The sequence below is a fragment of the Pseudomonas fakonensis genome (assembly GCF_019139895.1).
Lineage (GTDB): Bacteria > Pseudomonadota > Gammaproteobacteria > Pseudomonadales > Pseudomonadaceae > Aquipseudomonas > Aquipseudomonas fakonensis.
This window is the reverse complement of record NZ_CP077076.1, coordinates 5,969,243-5,985,894: the sequence shown is the minus strand read 5'-3', so window position 1 is coordinate 5,985,894 and position 16,652 is coordinate 5,969,243. Positions and strand designations below refer to the sequence as shown.

12 protein-coding genes are annotated in these 16,652 nt (G+C 66.2%); 8 read left to right on the top strand and 4 right to left on the bottom strand.

The genetic code is table 11. The annotated features are described in order from the left end of the window. Positions 1-3 precede the first annotated feature (3 nt). Positions 4-1,386, bottom strand: a complete 1,383-nt coding sequence (locus KSS94_RS26385; RefSeq protein ID WP_217840946.1) for a NorM family multidrug efflux MATE transporter — start codon at positions 1,384-1,386, stop codon at positions 4-6. Positions 1,387-1,539: 153 nt separating this feature from the next. On the opposite strand from KSS94_RS26385, the gene KSS94_RS26380 reads away from it, so the two are divergent. Both KSS94_RS26380 and KSS94_RS26375 read left to right on the top strand, forming a co-directional pair. After that, positions 1,540-2,469: a LysR substrate-binding domain-containing protein gene (locus KSS94_RS26380; protein WP_217840945.1), complete on the top strand. Its 930-nt coding sequence runs from the start codon at positions 1,540-1,542 to the stop codon at positions 2,467-2,469. A 217-nt stretch (positions 2,470-2,686) separates the two neighbouring features. Further along, positions 2,687-4,594 carry a methyl-accepting chemotaxis protein gene (locus KSS94_RS26375; RefSeq protein ID WP_217840944.1) on the top strand — a complete coding sequence of 636 codons (1,908 nt, stop codon included), beginning with the start codon at positions 2,687-2,689 and terminating at the stop codon, positions 4,592-4,594. Between the two features lie 93 nt (positions 4,595-4,687). Here the strand turns inward: KSS94_RS26375 and hglS are convergent, their stop codons facing one another. Both hglS and KSS94_RS26365 read right to left on the bottom strand, forming a co-directional pair. Next, the gene (gene hglS / locus KSS94_RS26370; RefSeq protein WP_217840943.1) at positions 4,688-6,073 is read right to left on the bottom strand and encodes a 2-oxoadipate dioxygenase/decarboxylase HglS; all 1,386 of its coding nucleotides are present in this window, start codon (positions 6,071-6,073) and stop codon (positions 4,688-4,690) included. 224 nt (positions 6,074-6,297) lie between these two features. After that, positions 6,298-7,188, bottom strand: coding sequence for a LysR family transcriptional regulator (locus KSS94_RS26365; protein ID WP_217840942.1), 891 nt, complete (start codon positions 7,186-7,188; stop codon positions 6,298-6,300). Positions 7,189-7,322: 134 nt separating this feature from the next. On the opposite strand from KSS94_RS26365, the gene amaB reads away from it, so the two are divergent. Continuing rightward, positions 7,323-8,813 carry an L-piperidine-6-carboxylate dehydrogenase gene (amaB, locus tag KSS94_RS26360; protein ID WP_217840941.1) on the top strand — a complete coding sequence of 497 codons (1,491 nt, stop codon included), beginning with the start codon at positions 7,323-7,325 and terminating at the stop codon, positions 8,811-8,813. Between the two features lie 142 nt (positions 8,814-8,955). Then, entirely contained in the window at positions 8,956-10,242 is a 1,287-nt protein-coding gene (amaA, locus tag KSS94_RS26355; RefSeq protein ID WP_217840940.1) for an L-pipecolate oxidase, read from the top strand. Between the two features lie 147 nt (positions 10,243-10,389). Here amaA and KSS94_RS26350 read toward each other — a convergent pair whose 3' ends face one another. Further along, positions 10,390-11,817, bottom strand: a complete 1,428-nt coding sequence (locus KSS94_RS26350) for a mechanosensitive ion channel family protein (protein ID WP_217840939.1) — start codon at positions 11,815-11,817, stop codon at positions 10,390-10,392. A gap of 301 nt (positions 11,818-12,118) precedes the next feature. Between KSS94_RS26350 and ycaC the strand changes: the two genes are divergently transcribed. The 4 genes from ycaC (at position 12,119) to KSS94_RS26330 (ending at position 16,478) form a co-directional block, all read left to right on the top strand. Beyond that, positions 12,119-12,748, top strand: coding sequence for an isochorismate family cysteine hydrolase YcaC (gene ycaC / locus KSS94_RS26345; protein ID WP_217840938.1), 630 nt, complete (start codon positions 12,119-12,121; stop codon positions 12,746-12,748). Between the two features lie 117 nt (positions 12,749-12,865). After that, entirely contained in the window at positions 12,866-13,432 is a 567-nt protein-coding gene (locus KSS94_RS26340) for an antibiotic biosynthesis monooxygenase (RefSeq protein WP_217840937.1), read from the top strand. Positions 13,433-13,473: 41 nt separating this feature from the next. Continuing rightward, positions 13,474-14,292, top strand: coding sequence for an alpha/beta fold hydrolase (locus tag KSS94_RS26335; RefSeq protein WP_217840936.1), 819 nt, complete (start codon positions 13,474-13,476; stop codon positions 14,290-14,292). A 344-nt stretch (positions 14,293-14,636) separates the two neighbouring features. Further along, positions 14,637-16,478 carry an amidohydrolase gene (locus KSS94_RS26330; protein WP_217843676.1) on the top strand — a complete coding sequence of 614 codons (1,842 nt, stop codon included), beginning with the start codon at positions 14,637-14,639 and terminating at the stop codon, positions 16,476-16,478. Positions 16,479-16,652 lie beyond the last annotated feature (174 nt).

The window sequence follows — 16,652 nt, the reverse complement described above, 5'->3', positions numbered from 1 at the left end:
GGTTTACGCGGCGGCGGTCTTCATTGCTTGGGCGCGGCCAAGCATCCGCTTCATCCGCCATTCGAAGGCAAAGGTCAGCGCCACCGAAGCACAGGCCAGCCCCAACGCCAGCCCCCACCAGATCCCCGGCGCCCCGCCACCCAGGGTAAAGGCGAACAGCCAGGCCGCCGGCGCGCCCACCAGCCAGTAGCACACCGCACCGATCAGGAAGGTGGTGCGCGCATCCTTGAGCCCGCGGATCGAGCCCATGGCGATGGTCTGCACGCCGTCGAACAGCTCGAACCACGCCGCCACCATCACCAGTTGCACCGCCAACTGGAAGATCGCCGCGAAGGCCGGGTCGTCGCGGTTCACCAGCAGGCCCACCAGGTTGTCCGGCAGCACCAGGAACAACCCGGCGAACACCAGCATCAGCACCGCGCCAAAGCTGATGCCCACGCGCCCGGCGCTGCGTGCCGCCAGCAGGTTGCCGGCGCCGTAGTAAAGGCCCACGCGCATGGTCACTGCGTACGACAGCCCGGTCGGCACCATGAACGCGGTAGAGACGATCTGCAGGGCGATCTGGTGCGCCGCAAGCTCGGTACTGCCCAGCACGCCCATGCACAGTGCGGCGAAGGCGAACAGGCCGACTTCGACCATGTAGGTGCCACCGATCGGCAGCCCCAGCCGCCACAGCTCGCGTAGCGCTGCCAGCGAGGGCCGCGACAGGCCCTTGCGCAGCGGGTAGTCGGCATAGGCCTTGTGCCAGCGGATATACAGCGCCAGCGACACCGCCATGCCCAGCGACACCACCGCCGTCACCAGGCCGATACCCATCAGCCCCAGCTTGGGCAGGCCGAACATGCCCTCGATCAGCGCGTGGTTGAACAGGTAGTTGAGCACCGTGCCCACCAGGCTGATGACCATCACCGGGGTCGAGCGCCCCAGGGCGCTGGTGAAGCCGCGCAGGGCCATGAACGTCAGGTAGCCGGGCAGGGCCAGCGGCAGCAGGGTAAGGAACTGCATGGCCGCCTCGACGTTGTCCGGCTGCTGGCCGAACAGCAGCAGCGCAGGCTTGAGGTTCCACAGCACCAGCGCCGCCGCCAGGGCCAGGCCCCAGGCCAGCCACAGGCCGTTCTGCGCCAGGCGCGTAGCGCCCTCGGTGTCGTTGGCGCCCTTGCGGATGGCGACCAGGGTGCCCACCGCAGCGATGATGCCTAAGCAGAAGATCGACACGAACGAGTAGCTCGCGGCGCCCAGGCCACCCCCAGCCAGGGCCTGGGGGCTGATGCGGGCCATCATCAGGGTGTCGGTGAGCACCATCAGCATGTGCGCCAGCTGCGAGGCGATCAGCGGCCCGGCCAGGCGCAGCAGAGCCTTGAGTTCGGTGGTGGGCGCGACATGCATGGGGTGGTCCTTGTTCCGGGTGTGGGCGAGCCGTCGATTCTGAGGCCTGGGTCAACTTTGCACAAAAGGATAAAAGCGATCCTTGCCATGAGTTTGACTCATGCCGGTATGATTCTGCCAAAGGCCGCCATGGCCCTACATCACAGGTGCGCCATGTCCCGCCAACTGCCCCCGCTGTATGCGCTGCGCGCATTCGAGGCTGCCGCCCGGCTGAATTCCTTCACCCGCGCCGGTGACGAGCTGTCGATCACCCAAAGTGCGGTCAGCCGGCATATCCGCACCCTGGAGCAGCACTTCGCCTGCCGCCTGTTCGTGCGCAACGGCCGCAGCCTGCAACTCACCGAAGCCGCGCGCATGCTGCTGCCCGGCGTGCGTGACGGCTTCGCCGCGCTGGAGCGGGCCTGCGATACCTTGCGCGGCGAAGATGACATCCTGCGCATGAAGGCGCCCTCGACCCTGACCATGCGCTGGCTGCTGGCCCGGTTGAGCCGCTTTCGCCACTTGCAGCCGGGCAACGAGGTACAGCTGACCAGCGCCTGGATGGACGTCGACCATGTGGACTTCAACCAGGAACCCTTCGACTGCGCGGTGCTGCTCAGTGACGGGGTGTTCCCGGCAGACTGGGAGGTGCGCCGGTTGTTCAGCGAGCTGTTGATCCCGGTGGGCGCACCGGACCTGCTGGGCGACGCACCCTGGGACGAACGGCGCCTGGCCGGCATCGAACTGCTGCACCCCACCCCCGACAAACGCGACTGGCGCGCCTGGCTTGCGCGCATGGGGCTTGGCGATGCGGTATCGCTCAAGGGCGGGCAGGTGTTCGACACCCTGGAGCTGGGCATGATTGCCGCCGCGCGGGGTTATGGCATCTCGATGGGCGACCTGCTGATGGTCGCCGAGGACGTCGCCCAGCGCCGCCTGAGCCTGCCTTGGCCAACGGCGGTGGCCAGCGGCATGGACTACTACCTGGTGTGGCCGCGCACCCGGCCGGGCGGGGAGCGCTTGCGGCGCTTGAGCCTGTTCCTGCAGGACGAGGCGGCGGCAATGGATTTGCCGGACGTGCAGATTTTGTCGGCGCAGGGTTGAGGGTCCCCCTGTAGGAGCCGGCTTGCCGGCGATAGGGCCCTCAACCCAAGCCCACATCGCAAAGGTTTGCGAATACCCCCTGCCGACACTCAAGTATTCGCAAGCGCCGCCGATCCACTGGCACCAGCGTCCCGGAAGAGGATGCGATTACCCGTTCATATGAAGCGGGCGGTCAGCGTGATCAGGATGATCCCGGCCTCTTGCCAGGAGCCTTTCAATGTCTCAACCGCGTGCCCGAATCGCCTCGCAGCTGGGTGTCGCCCTCGCCATCGTGCTGGCGCTGGTGATCACCGGCAGTACCCTGTTCGCCCTGCGTTCGCTGGACGATGCCAACCTCGCCACCCGCCAGCAGCACCTGGGCAGCGAGGCGCGCCTGCTGGCCGACCAGCTCGACACCTTCCACGGTTCGCTCAAGGACAACACCCAGCGCCTGAGCGGCCTGTTCGAGCGCCGTTTCGCCACCGGCCTTAACCTGCACGCAGGTGAAACGGTCAACGTGGCCGGCGCCGCCACCCCGGCGCTGTACCTGGGCGACAAACTCTTGAACAACGACTTCCAGGTGGTCGACGAATTCCAGCAGATGACCGCTGGCATCGCCACGCTGTTCGTGCGCAGCGGCGACGACTTCGTGCGCATCAGCACCAACCTGAAAAAGCAGGACGGCAGCCGTGCCATCGGCACCCAGCTGGACCGCCAGCACCCGGCCTACGCCAAGCTGCTGGCCGGGCAGATGTACGTTGGCCGCGCGGTATTGTTCGAGCGCAACTACATGACCCGCTACGTGCCGGTCAGCGACAGCAGCGGGCGGGTGATCGCGGTATTGTTCGTCGGCTTCGACTACACCGATGCGCAGAACGCCCAGTTCGCCAACCTGAAGCGCTTTCGCATTGGCGAAACCGGCTCGTTGGCCATTCGCGACGACCAGGGCCAGTGGCTGGTGCCGCCGGCCAACGCCGAACAGGACCTGTTCAGCGTCAGTGCACCCTTCGCCGAAGGCCCCTGGACCGTGGTGGCCAGCATGCCCAAGGCAGAAATCCGCGAAGTGACCTGGAGCGTTGGTACGCGCCTGGCCATCGGCAGCCTGCTGGCCATGCTGCTGGCCGTGGCCGCCACGCTGTGGCTGCTGCGCCGCAAGCTGCGCCCGCTGGACGACCTGGTGCGCCAGGCCGAAGCCCTGGGCGCCGGCGACCTGAACGCGCGCCTGAACGTCACCAGCCACGACGAGATCGGCCAGCTGGCGCGCAGTTTCAACAAGATGGGCGACGCCCTGGCGACCATGGTCGAGCACATCCGCAGCGCGTCTGAACAGGTCGCCAGCCGCGCCCGTTCGCTGTCGGGCCTGTCGTCCGGCGCCTGCGAAGGCATGGAGCAGCAGTCCGGGGAGATCACCAGCATGGCCGGTGCGGTGGAGGAGTTCAGCGCCACCTCGTCGAACATCGCCGACAACATGGCCGGCACCGAGCGCATGGCCCGCGACAACGCCCAGCAGACCCGCATCGGCCGCAGCGCCATGGACGAGGCCTCGGCCTCGCTCAAGCAGATCGCCGAGTCCCTCGGCGGCACCGCCACGGTGATGGATACCCTGGGTGCCCGTTCGCAGGAGATCGGCGGCATTGTCGGCACCATTACCGCGATTGCCGAGCAGACCAACCTGCTGGCACTCAACGCCGCCATCGAGGCCGCGCGTGCCGGTGAGCAGGGCCGCGGCTTTGCCGTGGTCGCCGACGAGGTGCGTGGCCTGGCTGCGCGTACCCGCCAGGCCACCGACGAGATCTCTGGCATGATCGCCAGCATCCAGCAGCAGACCGGCCACGCCATCAGCACCCTGGAGCAGGGCAACAAGCTGATGCAGGAAGGCCTGACGCGCAACGACAAGGTGGCCGAGGCGCTGGCGCGCATCGACGAGCAGAGCCGCGCCGCTGGCGAGCAGTTCACCGCCATCAGCACCGCCACCCAGGAGCAGAGCAGCACCGCCACGGTGCTCAGCCGCAACCTGCAGAGCATCGCCCAGGCCAACAGCGAGCAGCGTGATGTGGCCAACGAGCTGGCCAATACTGCGCGGGAACTGGAAGGTCTGGCCGGGCAGTTGCGCCAGGAAGTGGACCGGTTCCGGGTGGGGCGTTAAGGGCTTAGGGCCCCATCGCCGGCAAGCCGGCTCCTACAAGGGATCGCATAACCCTGTAGGAGCCGGCTTGCCGGCGATGAGGCCATCAGCTTCTTACAAATTCTCCAGCCCCAACGCCTGCGCACAGGCCTGCAACGACCGCTGCTCGCTCTGCGCATACAGCGCCAGTTCATCCTGCACCTTGAGCCCCAGCGCCGCCTCGAACGCCTCGCGGTTGGCATTGCTGCCGTACTCCGCCTGCCCCTCATCCCCCAGGTTGGACTGGAAGATCCCCGCCGCACTCACCGGCAAGAAGTCCTCGTACACCAACGCCTCGTAATGCACGTGCCCGGCGTCGATCAGCCCCTGCAGAGTGCTCGACCGACCCTGTTGCCCACGTGCTGCCAGGCCCTTGTCGGTGGCGAAATAGCGGAAGTACGCCAAGCCCTGCTCGCGCATCTGCGCCAGGTCATCCGGGAACTCGCTGAAGGTCTGCGCCAGCAGCGCGTTGTAGCGCTCGGCATTGGCCTCGGCCGGTACACCGCCCAGGGCTGCACGGGTGGCATCCAGCAGCCGGTCATACAGCTGGCGGCCCTTGGGCGTCAGCGCCGCGCCGCGTTGTTCGATCTCGCCAAAGCGCGCGGTGTGGCTGCCTTGCGCATCGCTGAAGGCGACCCTCTCCTGCAAGGCCTTGAAGCTGGTCTGGCGCAGCAGAATCGCATGCCGGCGGGTGGGTGGCCCCTCGACCACGGCCTTGGGCGGGATGCCCTTGGCCGGCATGCCCAGCTGGATGGCGTCGATATCCAGGGTGCGCGGGGTCAGGTGGTTGATGTGCGGGCCCTTGAACGCCACCACGTCGGCGATCAGCCGGTGCTGGTCGTGCAACTGCTGGTACTGCTCGGCGCTGACCGTGGCCTGCTGGTGCCAGCGGAAGGTGTGCAGGGCCTCCTGCACGAAGGTTTCGGCGTCGCTGGCGGTCAGGCCGCCGTCGCGCTCGCATTGGACGATCAGCTCCAGCGCCCGCGGGGTGAAGATCTGCCGCTTGGCCAAAATGCCCTGGGCCAGTTCACGCAACTGCGGGTTGTCGATCAGCTCCAGGCGCAGCAGCGAAGTGAACACGCGGAACGGGCTGATGTGCAGCGACTGTTCATGCACCGCGCGAAACGCCGTGGAATGCACCGGCACTCCGGCCGAGCTCAAGTCGTAGTAACCCACCGGCTGCATGCCCATTACCGCGAACAGGCGGGCGATGGTGGCCAGTTCCTCGGCCGTGCCGACGCGGATGGCGCCGTGGCGCTCCTGGTCCAGGCGTTCGACTTCGCCGGTCCAGCGCAGGGCCTCGGCCACCTTGGGCTGCTCGGCCATGACCTGCTGGTTGATCTCGCTCACCAGCTCAAGCAGCGTGCCGTACAGGGGCACTTCCTGTTTGTACATGAGCGACATGGCGGCAGAGAACTGCGCGCGGATGCTGTCGGGGCTGACGAAATCGAGGGCGGGCATCGCAAGCTTCCTGGTTGGATTCGGACCACTACATGAAAGCTGGGAATGGAGTTGCCGTACAAGCGAAAAAAAGTGGGTCATTCATTCCTTTTTTGATCGACCTATGGGGCCATGGGGCCGCTGTGCGGCCCTTTCGCGACACAAGGCCGCTCCTACAGGGGATCGCGTACTTCTGTAGGAGCGGCCTTGTGTCGCGAAAGGGCTGCGCAGCAGCCCCAGCCATCTCAAGCCTGAAGCTGTTCGCGCACCCACTCCACCAACGCCCGCACCTTCGGCACCTCTGCCGCATGCTCGGCATACGCCAGGTAATGCGCGCCGCTGCTGCGCATCGCATGGTCCCAGGCCAGCACCAGGCTACCTTCGGCCAGCTCCTTGGCTACCAGGTAACGCGGTACCAGCGCCACCCCACAACCCGACTGCGCCGCGCTCAACGCCATATAGAACGTATCGAAACGCGGCCCGTGGTAGCTGTTGTCGGTGTGCAGCCCCTGCTCCAGGAACCACTCATGCCAGGCCTCCGGGCGTGAGGCGCTCTGCAGCAGCACCAGGTCTGCCAGCGCACCCGCGTCCGGCAGCGTGCGCCCTTGCAGCAACTCCGGTGCGCACACCGGCACCACCTCCTCACCGAACAGCTCCACGCAGGTCGCCCCCGGCCAGGTGCCCTGGCCATAGAAGAACACCACGTCCGCCGACCCTTGCAGCAAGGCAAACGGCTCCATCTCGTTGCGGATGTCGAGGTGGATGTTCGGGTGGCGCTTGCCAAAGCCCTTCAGGTGCGGAATCAACCAGCGCACGCCGAAACTCGGTTGAGTGGCTACCTTCAATACTTCGGTCTGCGTGCCGTAGGTCTGCACGTAGCGGCTCGACATGTCGACCTGGGTGAGGATCTTGTTCACCTCGGCCAGGTACAAGGCGCCTGCCGGCGTCAGTTGCAGGCGCCGGCGAATGCGCAGGAACAGGTGATGGCGCAGCATCTCTTCAAGCTGCGCCACCTGCTTGCTCACCGCGCTCTGGGTCAGGTGCAGCTCTTCGGCTGCGCGGGTGAAGCTCAAGTGGCGCGCTGCAGCCTCGAAACACTGCAGTGCGGTCATGGAAGGTACCAGGCGTTTGGACATGGCGGTCTCTGCGGTTCAAATCATTACCTGGCGGAATGATATGCGGAATAAAGGTCGTTTGTTGCACCTGTGTAATCGGATTAATACTGACCCACGTCATTTTCCAACCCTTCACCGATGAAAGGAGAAGCACAATGGTTGCTGCATTGCTCGAGCGTCTTGGCGTTGCCGCCGCGGCTCACACCCAGGGCGACTACCCTGTCCACACCCCGATCGACGGCAGCCAGATCGCCTCGGTGAAACTGCTCGGCAAGGCCGAGACCATTGCCCGCATCGACCAGGCGCAACAGGCCTTCGAAGCCTGGCGCAGCGTGCCGGCCCCGCGCCGTGGCGAGCTGGTGCGCCTGTTCGGCGAAGTGCTGCGCGAACACAAGGCCGACCTCGGCGAGCTGGTGTCCATCGAAGCCGGCAAGATCACCCAGGAAGGCCTGGGCGAAGTGCAGGAAATGATCGACATCTGCGACTTCGCCGTGGGCCTGTCGCGCCAGTTGTACGGCCTGACCATCGCCTCCGAGCGCCCGGGCCACCACATGCGTGAAAGCTGGCACCCGCTGGGCGTTGTCGGGGTGATCAGCGCCTTCAACTTCCCGGTTGCGGTATGGGCCTGGAACACCGCCCTGGCCCTGGTGGCCGGCAATTCGGTGGTGTGGAAGCCGTCCGAGAAAACCCCGCTCACCGCGCTGGCCTGCCAGGCCCTGTTCGAAAAGGCCCTGAAGGCCTTCGGTGATGCCCCGGCCGGCCTCAGCCAGCTGGTGATCGGTGGCCGCGAGGCCGGCGAAGCCCTGGTCGACGACCCGCGCGTGCCGCTGGTCAGCGCCACCGGCAGCACCCGCATGGGCCGTGAAGTGGGCCCACGTGTGGCGGCGCGGTTTGGCCGCAGCATCCTCGAGCTGGGCGGCAACAACGCGATGATTCTGGCCCCCAGCGCCGACCTCGACCTGGCCGTGCGCGGCATTCTGTTCTCCGCCGTCGGCACCGCCGGCCAGCGCTGCACCACCCTGCGCCGCCTGATCGTGCACCGTTCGATCAAGGACGAAGTGGTGGCCCGGGTCAAAGCCGCCTACGCCAAGGTGCGCATCGGCGACCCGCGCAAGGACAACCTGGTCGGCCCGCTGATCGACAAGCTGTCGTTCGACGCCATGCAGGGCGCGCTGGCCAAGGCCCGTGACGAAGGCGGCCAGGTATTCGGCGGCGAGCGCCAGCTGGCAGGCCAATACCCCAACGCCTACTACGTGACCCCGGCCATCGCCGAAATGCCGGCGCAAAGCGACGTGGTGCGCCACGAAACCTTCGCACCGATCCTCTACGTGCTGGCCTACGACGACTTCGAAGAGGCCCTGCGCCTGAACAACGAGGTGCCGCAAGGCCTGTCGTCGTGCATCTTCACCACCGACATTCGTGAGGCCGAGCGCTTCCAGAGCGCCTCGGGCAGCGACTGCGGCATCGCCAACGTCAATATCGGCACCAGCGGTGCGGAGATCGGCGGGGCGTTCGGTGGCGAGAAGGAGACCGGCGGTGGCCGTGAGTCGGGTTCGGATGCCTGGAAGGGCTACATGCGTCGCCAGACCAACACCGTGAACTACTCGCGCGAGCTGCCGCTGGCGCAGGGCATTGTGTTCGACTGATGATCGCAGGCGGGGCTTTGCCCCCGTTTCGCGGCACAAGGCCGCTCAGGGAATTGCGTCGCTTCTGTAGGAGCGGCCTTGCGCCGCGAAAGGGCCGCGCAGCGGCCCCATAGGCAATAAGAACAATAGCTGGAGCCGGGCCATGTCCGAACTGCGTCAAGAATGTCTGTGGGAACACGTCACCCAGCCGGCCGTCGCCGCCCAGGCCCTGGCTGGTGAGCACAAGGCCGATGTCTGTGTGATCGGCGGTGGCATCACCGGGCTGTCGGCGGCCATCCACCTGCTCGAGCAGGGCAAGTCGGTAATCCTGCTGGAGGCCTGGAAGATCGGCCACGGTGGCTCCGGGCGCAACGTCGGGCTGGTCAACGCCGGCACCTGGATCCGCCCCGACGACGTCGAGGCCACCCTGGGCCACAAGCAGGGCAGCCGCTTGAACCAGGTGCTCGGTGAAGCCCCGGGCGAGGTGTTCGCGATGATTCAGCGCTTAGGCATCGACTGCCAGGCGCAGCACAAGGGCACCCTGCACATGGCGCACAACGCCACCGGCATCGCCGACCTCGAAGCCCGCCACCAGCAATGGTCGCGCCGTGGCGCCGATGTCGAGCTGCTGACCGGCGCGCAGTGCCAGGAGTACTGCGGTACCGACAAGATTTCTGCCGCGCTGCTCGACCGCCGCGCCGGCACCATCAACCCCATGGGTTACACCCAGGGCCTGGCCGCTGCGGTAACCCGGCTGGGCGGCAAGCTGTTCCAGCAGTCCGCCGTCGAAGGGCTGCAACGCGACGGCGATGCCTGGCAGGTGCAGACCGCCCGCGGCGTGGTACGTGCCGACAAGGTGGTGATCTCCACCGGCGCCTACACCGAAGGCGACTGGAGCAGCCTGCAGAAGCACTTCTTCCGCGGTTACTACTATCAGGTGGCCTCCAAGCCGCTGCACGGCGCAGCAGCCGACAAGGTGCTGCCCCATGGCCAGGGCTCGTGGGACACCCGCACGGTGCTCAGCAGCATCCGCCGCGACGACCAGGGCCGCCTGCTGCTGGGCAGCCTGGGCCGGGTCGACAACAAGCCTGCGTGGTTCGTGCGCAGCTGGGCCGACCGTATCCAGAGCCATTACTACCCCGAGCTTGGCAAGGTGGAGTGGGAGATGCACTGGACCGGCTGCATCGACTTCACCCCCGACCACCTGATGCGCCTGTTCGAACCGGCGCCCGGGCTGGTGGCGGTGACCGGTTACAACGGCCGGGGCAACACTACTGGCACGGTGATCGGCCGGGCGTTTGCCGAGTTTCTGCTCAAGGACGAGCCAGACAGCCTGCCGCTGCCGTTCTCGCCGATGAAACCGGTGAGCGCGCCGTCGTTGCGCACGGCGTTCTATGAGTCGGGGTTCTCGCTTTACCACGCCGGGCAGTGCCTGCGCGTAGTGTTGTAGCCAGCCCGGCGCAATCACCCTGTAGGAGCGGCCTTGCGCCGCGAAAGGCCCGCGTAGCGGGCCCGGGATTTCAATGAAAACGCAATGATCGCTGGGGCCGCATTGCGGCCCTTTCGCGGCACAAGGCCGCTCCACGGAGAAACGCGCCTACTTGTGCAACCAGCTCAGGAACCCGCCTTTCTTGACCTCAGCAGGCCGCTGCAACAGCAGTGACTCGCGATTCTGCCGACGGAAGCGCTGCAACTTCACCAACGCCGTCTGTACATCGCTACGCTCTGCCAGGCAGTTGCGCACCTGCTCCTTCTCGATGCGGTACAACAGGCAACTGGTCAAGGTGCGGAACTCGGCCTGCGAGTCGTCCTCATCCACCAGCCCCTCGATCCCCAGCACCTCACCAGGCCCCATGCGCCCGGCCTCCAGCAGCTTGTCGCCACTGCGCACCGAGGCCTGAATCACCCCGCTGCCAATCACCAGCAGGTGGTCGGAGTTGTCGCCGATCTCGAGGATCACCTGGTCGGCCAGGTACTCCACCGCCGTCATGCGCTGGCTTAGCGCATCACGCTCCTCGCTGCTGAGCGAACGGAACACCCGCACCTCGTCCAGCAGCTCGCGCTGACGGCTGCGCGGGGCCAGTGCCAGGTCGACGTTCCACATAACGCCGCTGGCCTCGAGGTGGCGGTGGGCCAGGTCGAACAGCTGGTTGCGCACCTCGGTCTTGATTGCTGCATCGGCGACGAAGCCGCTGGCCTCGTACTCCACAGATTCCAGCGTGGAGGCCTTGACCGTGACCTTGGGCGCGGGTGAGGCGAGCAGGGCGCTGGTGCCTTGCAGGGCCTTTTCCAGGGCGTCGAACACCCGCTTTGGGCGCACCTTGGCCGGCACCACGACGCTGATCGCCAGGCCGTGGCGGTCGGCCGGGCGGCTGTGGTTCAGCAGCCGCGCCTTGGCCGCCACCGAGTTGGGGATCACCGCCAGGCTGCCGGTGCCGGTGATCAGCCGGGTGGCGCGCCAGTCGATATCCACCACCTTGCCCTCGGTGCCGTCGATGGAGATGGAATCACCGATCTGATAGGGCCGCGTGGTGTTCAGCACGATGCCGCTGAACACGTCGCTGAGGGTGCTCTGCAGTGCCAGGCCGATGACGATGGCCATCACCCCCGAGGTGGCCAGCAGGCCCTTGACCGGCAGCTGCATCACATAGGCCGCCGCTGCCACTACTGCGGCGAGGAAGATCAGCGCCCCGATCACATCCTGCAGCAGGCGCCCGCCGTGGCTGCCACGGGCCACCAGCAGCAGGCCGAACACCACCGTGACCGTGCGCGCGCCGAACAGCCACCAGGCGATCGACAGCACCGTGGCCATCAGGTTGCGCGCCGCATCGTCGGCCCACGGCGGCGGCTGCAGCGGACTCAAGCCTGCGGCCAGCAGCAGGGCGCTGAACAGCAGGAAGATCCCCAGCCGCGAGGCGATGCGCCAGGCCCGGCGTTCGAGCGGGATCAGCTGCCACAGCAGCAGGTCGAGGAAGATCAGGCAGAAGCCGAGCAGCAAAGGGTAGGACTGGATGAGGGCCAGCATGGAGGTCTCGGTGCGAGGGGGAGGGCTGGTGGGTAGTAATAGAGCAGGTTGCGGGGGCAGGCAATGGGTTGATGCAGGTGGCCCCATCGCGGGGCAAGCCCGCTCCCACGGTGGCCGGCGTGGGAGCGGGCTTGCCCCGCGATGAGGGCGGTAAATCCACCACAAATCCATCGTTCATAAAATGGAACGCTAAAGCCAATTTTCGCTATCTACCGCACCAAAGGTCTTGGTTTTAATCTTCTCCCATCAACGCGAAACACCCAACGCACCGAACAAACTCAAAACCTTAGGAGCAACAACCATGACCCACTTCAAATACAACCGCCTGAACAAAGACGACGCCGCCGTACTGCTGGTTGACCACCAGGCTGGCCTGCTGTCCCTGGTCCGCGACATCGAGCCGGACCGCTTCAAGAACAACGTGCTGGCCCTGGCGGACCTGGCCAAGTTCTTCAACCTGCCGACCATCCTCACCACCAGCTTCGAGCAAGGCCCCAACGGCCCGCTGGTACCGGAACTGAAAGAACTGTTCCCGGACGCCCCGTACATCGCCCGCCCAGGCCAGATCAACGCCTGGGACAACGAAGACTTCGTCAAGGCCGTGAAGGCCACCGGCAAGAAGCAACTGATCATCGCCGGCGTGGTCACCGAAGTGTGCGTCGCCTTCCCGGCCCTGGCCGCCCTTGAAGAAGAGTTCGAGGTGTTCGTGGTCACCGACGCCTCCGGCACCTTCAACGAAATGACCCGCGACGCCGCCCACGACCGCATGAGCCGCGCCGGTGCGCAACTGATGACCTGGTTCGGCGTGGCCTGCGAGCTGCACCGCGACTGGCGCAACGACATCGAAGGCCTGGCCGCGCTGTGCTCCAACCACATCCCGGACTACCGCAACCTGATGACCAGCTACAACGCCCTGACCGCCGCCAAGTAAGCGACAGCGCCCGGGCACCGCCAGTCGGTGCCCGCCACCGCGCAGCACACCCATTCAATCCCCAGCCCGTCCGCCGATGCACAGTGGATGCGGGCAAGCTCATCCCAAGGAACACCGATGAACACCGCAACCCAAGCCAACCGCAACGTCGTGACGCTGGTGGTCCAGCACAAGGTCCGCGCCCAGGCCCTGGCCGAGTACGAAAGCTGGCTCAAGCGCACCGTCAGCGCTGCGCGCCACCAGCCCGGCCACCTGGACGTCAACGTGATCCGCCCCGACGACGGCGGCCGCCATTTCACCACCGTGGTGCGCTTCGCCGACGCGAGCTTGCTGCAGGCCTGGGTCAACTCCGCCGAACGCCAGGCGCTGGTCAGCCAAGTGCTGCCACTGCTCGAGGACGGCGACCACACCCAGGTGCACGACGACCCGGAGTTCTGGTTCACCCCGCCAAGCACCAGCGCCGCGCAGCCGCCACGCTGGAAGCAGGCACTGCTGACCTACCTGGTGATCTGCCCGATGACCATGGTCATTCCGCAACTGCTGGCGCCGTTGTTCGCCCGCTACCCTCAGTTGGGCGGCCCGATCACCGGCAACCTGATCGTCAACCTGTTCGTCATCCTGCCCGTGGTGTTCTACATCATGCCTTGGGTAACCCGCCGCTGCGCCAACTGGCTGCGCGGCTGAGCACTGCACCACTCACTCGTCACTTTTCAGGAGATACCGATATGAGCACGCTCGTCACCCGCGATGGCACCTCGATCTACTTCAAGGACTGGGGCAGCGGCAAACCCGTGCTGTTCAGCCACGGCTGGCCGCTGGACGCCGACATGTGGGACTCGCAGATGGAGTACCTGGCCAGCCGCGGCTACCGCACCATCGCCTTCGACCGCCGCGGTTTCGGTCGCTCGGACCAGCCGTGGACCGGCTACGACTACGACACCTTCGCCGATGACATCGCCCAGTTGATCGAGCATCTGGACCTGCGCGACGTCACCCTGGTGGGCTTCTCGATGGGCGGCGGCGACGTCAGCCGCTACATCGCCAAACATGGCAGCGAGCGCGTTGCCGGCCTGGTGCTGCTGGGCGCGGTGACCCCGGTGTTCGGCAAGCGTGATGACAACCCCGAGGGCGTCGAGCTGTCGGTGTTCGAAGGCATCCAGGCCGGCCTGCGCGCAGATCGTGCGCAGTTCATCGCCGACTTCGCCGCGCCGTTCTACGGCATCAACCACGGGCAGAAGGTCTCGCAGGGGGTACAGGCACAAACCCTGAACATCGCCCTGATGGCCTCGATCAAGGGCACCCTGGACTGCGTCACTGCGTTCAGCCAGACCGACTTCCGCCCGGACATGGCCAAGATCGACGTGCCCACCCTGGTGATCCACGGCGACGACGACCAGATCGTGCCGTTCGAGACCACTGGCAAAAAGGCCGCCGAGCTGATTCGCGGGGCTGAACTTAAGGTTTACAAAGGCGCGCCCCACGGCTTCGCCGTGACCCACGCGCAGCAGCTGAACGAGGACTTGCTGGCGTTCCTGGCCCGCTAAGGCTGTCACCCTGTAGGAGCCGGCTTGCCGGCGATAGGGCCCGCAGCCCTGCTACAGGGGCCGGGCCTTGTACAGGCAGGCCCGGCCCCATCGCCGGCAAGCCGGCTCCTACAGGGGATCACCGCACATCCATCCAAGCCCTGAGCCAGGGTCAACCGGCATGCTGCGCCGTTGCGCCTGCCGCCCCCCCGATGGAGAACACCATGTCCCAGGACCCGAACGACAAAAGCCGTCGCCAGTTCCTCGCCACCAGCACCGTGCTCGGTGCCGCCGGGGCGTTGTGGGCGGCACTGCCCTTCACCGGCGACGCCGGTTCCGCCCATGCATCCACCCAAGGAGGCTCCATGACCGCCGATCTCATCCTGTTCAACGGCAAGCTGCACACCGTTGACCGCGAAAACCCCACCGCCACCGCCGTCGCCATCAAGGACGGCCGTTTCATCGCCGTGGGCAACGACGCCGAAGCCATGGCCCACAAGGGCGCTTCTACCCAAATCATCGACCTCAAGCAGCGCACGGTCATCCCGGGCCTGAACGACTCGCACCTGCACCTGATCCGCGGTGGCCTGAACTACAACCTGGAACTGCGCTGGGAAGGCGTGCCGTCGGTGGCCGACGCCCTGCGCATGCTCAAGGACCAGGCCGCGCGCACCCCGACCCCGCAGTGGGTACGTGTGGTCGGTGGCTGGAACGAATTCCAGTTCGCCGAAAAACGCATGCCAACCCTTGAAGAAATCAACCAGGCTGCACCGGACACCCCGGTGTTCCTGCTGCACCTGTACGACCGCGCGCTGCTCAACCGCGCCGCGCTCAAGGCTGTGGGTTACGACAAGAGCACGCCGAACCCGCCGGGCGGCGAGATCCAGCGCGACAAGTTCGGCAACCCCACCGGCATGCTGATTGCCCGCCCCAACGCGATGATCCTCTACGCCACCCTGGCCAAGGGGCCGAAGCTGCCGCTGGAGTATCAGGTCAACTCCACCCGCCAGTTCATGCGTGAACTGAACCGCCTGGGCCTGACCAGCGCCATCGACGCCGGCGGCGGTTACCAGAACTTCCCCGACGACTACTCGGTGATCCAGGAGCTGGCCGACAACAACCAGCTGACCGTGCGCATCGCCTACAACCTGTTCACCCAGAAGCCCAAGGAAGAGCTGGACGACTTCCGCAAGTGGACCTCCAGCGTCAAGCTGCACAGCGGCACGGACTTTTTGCGTCACAACGGCGCCGGCGAAATGCTGGTGTTCTCCGCCGCCGACTTCGAGGACTTCCTCGAGCCGCGCCCGGACCTGCCGCAAACCATGGAAGAAGAGCTGGAGCCGGTGGTGCGCCACCTGGTGGAGCAGCGCTGGCCGTTCCGCCTGCACGCCACCTACAACGAATCGATCACGCGCATGCTCGACGTGTTCGAGAAGGTCAACCGCGACATCCCGTTCAATGGCCTGCCGTGGTTCTTCGACCACGCCGAAACCATCACCCCGCAGAACATCGAGCGCGTGCGTGCACTGGGCGGCGGCATCGCCATCCAGGACCGCATGGCCTTCCAGGGTGAGTACTTCGTCGACCGCTACGGCGCCAAGGCCGCCGAGCAGACCCCGCCGATCAAGCGCATGCTTGAAATGGGCGTGCCGGTAGGCGCCGGCACCGACGCCACCCGGGTGTCCAGCTACAACCCGTGGACCTCGCTGTACTGGCTGGTCAGCGGCAAGACCGTCGGCGGCATGGAGCTGTATCGCGAAGGCCTGGACCGCGACACCGCGCTGCAGCTGTTCACCCAGGGCAGTGCCTGGTTCTCCAGCGAGCAGGGCAAGAAGGGCCAGCTCAAGGTCGGCCAACTGGCCGACCTGGCGGCGCTGTCGCTGGACTTCTTCAGTGTCGAAGAAGAGGCGATCAAGGGCATCGAGTCGGTGCTGACCATCGTCGACGGCAAGGTGGTGTACGGTGCTGGCGAGTTCGACCGCCTCGGCCCGCCGCAGGTGCCGGTGCTGCCGGAATGGTCGCCGGTGGCCAAGGTGCCTGGGCACTGGCGCGTGGGTACGCCGTCGCTGGCCGCTGCCGTGCACCAGTGCTCGGGGCCGTGCGGGGTGCATGCCCACAGCCATGACAAGGCGCGCCAGTCCAAGGTGCCGGTCAGTGATTTCCAGGGGTTCTGGGGGGCGTTGGGTTGTTCGTGCTTCGCGTTCTAAGCTGAGCTGATATGAAGAAGGGGCCAAGTGATGGCCCCTTTTTTGTGTCCCTGTCCTTATGCAATTCCCTGTAGGAGCGGCCTTGTGCCGCGATGGGGCGCGCAGCGGCCCCAAGGGTCTCGGCAACATGCAACAGTGCCGGGGCTGCTTTGCAACCCTTTCGCGGCACAAGGC

Coding starts and splice junctions, on each gene's coding strand:
- KSS94_RS26385 (WP_217840946.1), bottom strand. CDS start 1,386: ATGCATGTCGCGCCCACCACCGAACTCAAGGCTCTGCTGCGCCTGGCC.
- KSS94_RS26380 (WP_217840945.1), top strand. CDS start 1,540: ATGTCCCGCCAACTGCCCCCGCTGTATGCGCTGCGCGCATTCGAGGCT.
- KSS94_RS26375 (WP_217840944.1), top strand. CDS start 2,687: ATGTCTCAACCGCGTGCCCGAATCGCCTCGCAGCTGGGTGTCGCCCTC.
- hglS (WP_217840943.1), bottom strand. CDS start 6,073: ATGCCCGCCCTCGATTTCGTCAGCCCCGACAGCATCCGCGCGCAGTTC.
- KSS94_RS26365 (WP_217840942.1), bottom strand. CDS start 7,188: ATGTCCAAACGCCTGGTACCTTCCATGACCGCACTGCAGTGTTTCGAG.
- amaB (WP_217840941.1), top strand. CDS start 7,323: ATGGTTGCTGCATTGCTCGAGCGTCTTGGCGTTGCCGCCGCGGCTCAC.
- amaA (WP_217840940.1), top strand. CDS start 8,956: ATGTCCGAACTGCGTCAAGAATGTCTGTGGGAACACGTCACCCAGCCG.
- KSS94_RS26350 (WP_217840939.1), bottom strand. CDS start 11,817: ATGCTGGCCCTCATCCAGTCCTACCCTTTGCTGCTCGGCTTCTGCCTG.
- ycaC (WP_217840938.1), top strand. CDS start 12,119: ATGACCCACTTCAAATACAACCGCCTGAACAAAGACGACGCCGCCGTA.
- KSS94_RS26340 (WP_217840937.1), top strand. CDS start 12,866: ATGAACACCGCAACCCAAGCCAACCGCAACGTCGTGACGCTGGTGGTC.
- KSS94_RS26335 (WP_217840936.1), top strand. CDS start 13,474: ATGAGCACGCTCGTCACCCGCGATGGCACCTCGATCTACTTCAAGGAC.
- KSS94_RS26330 (WP_217843676.1), top strand. CDS start 14,637: ATGACCGCCGATCTCATCCTGTTCAACGGCAAGCTGCACACCGTTGAC.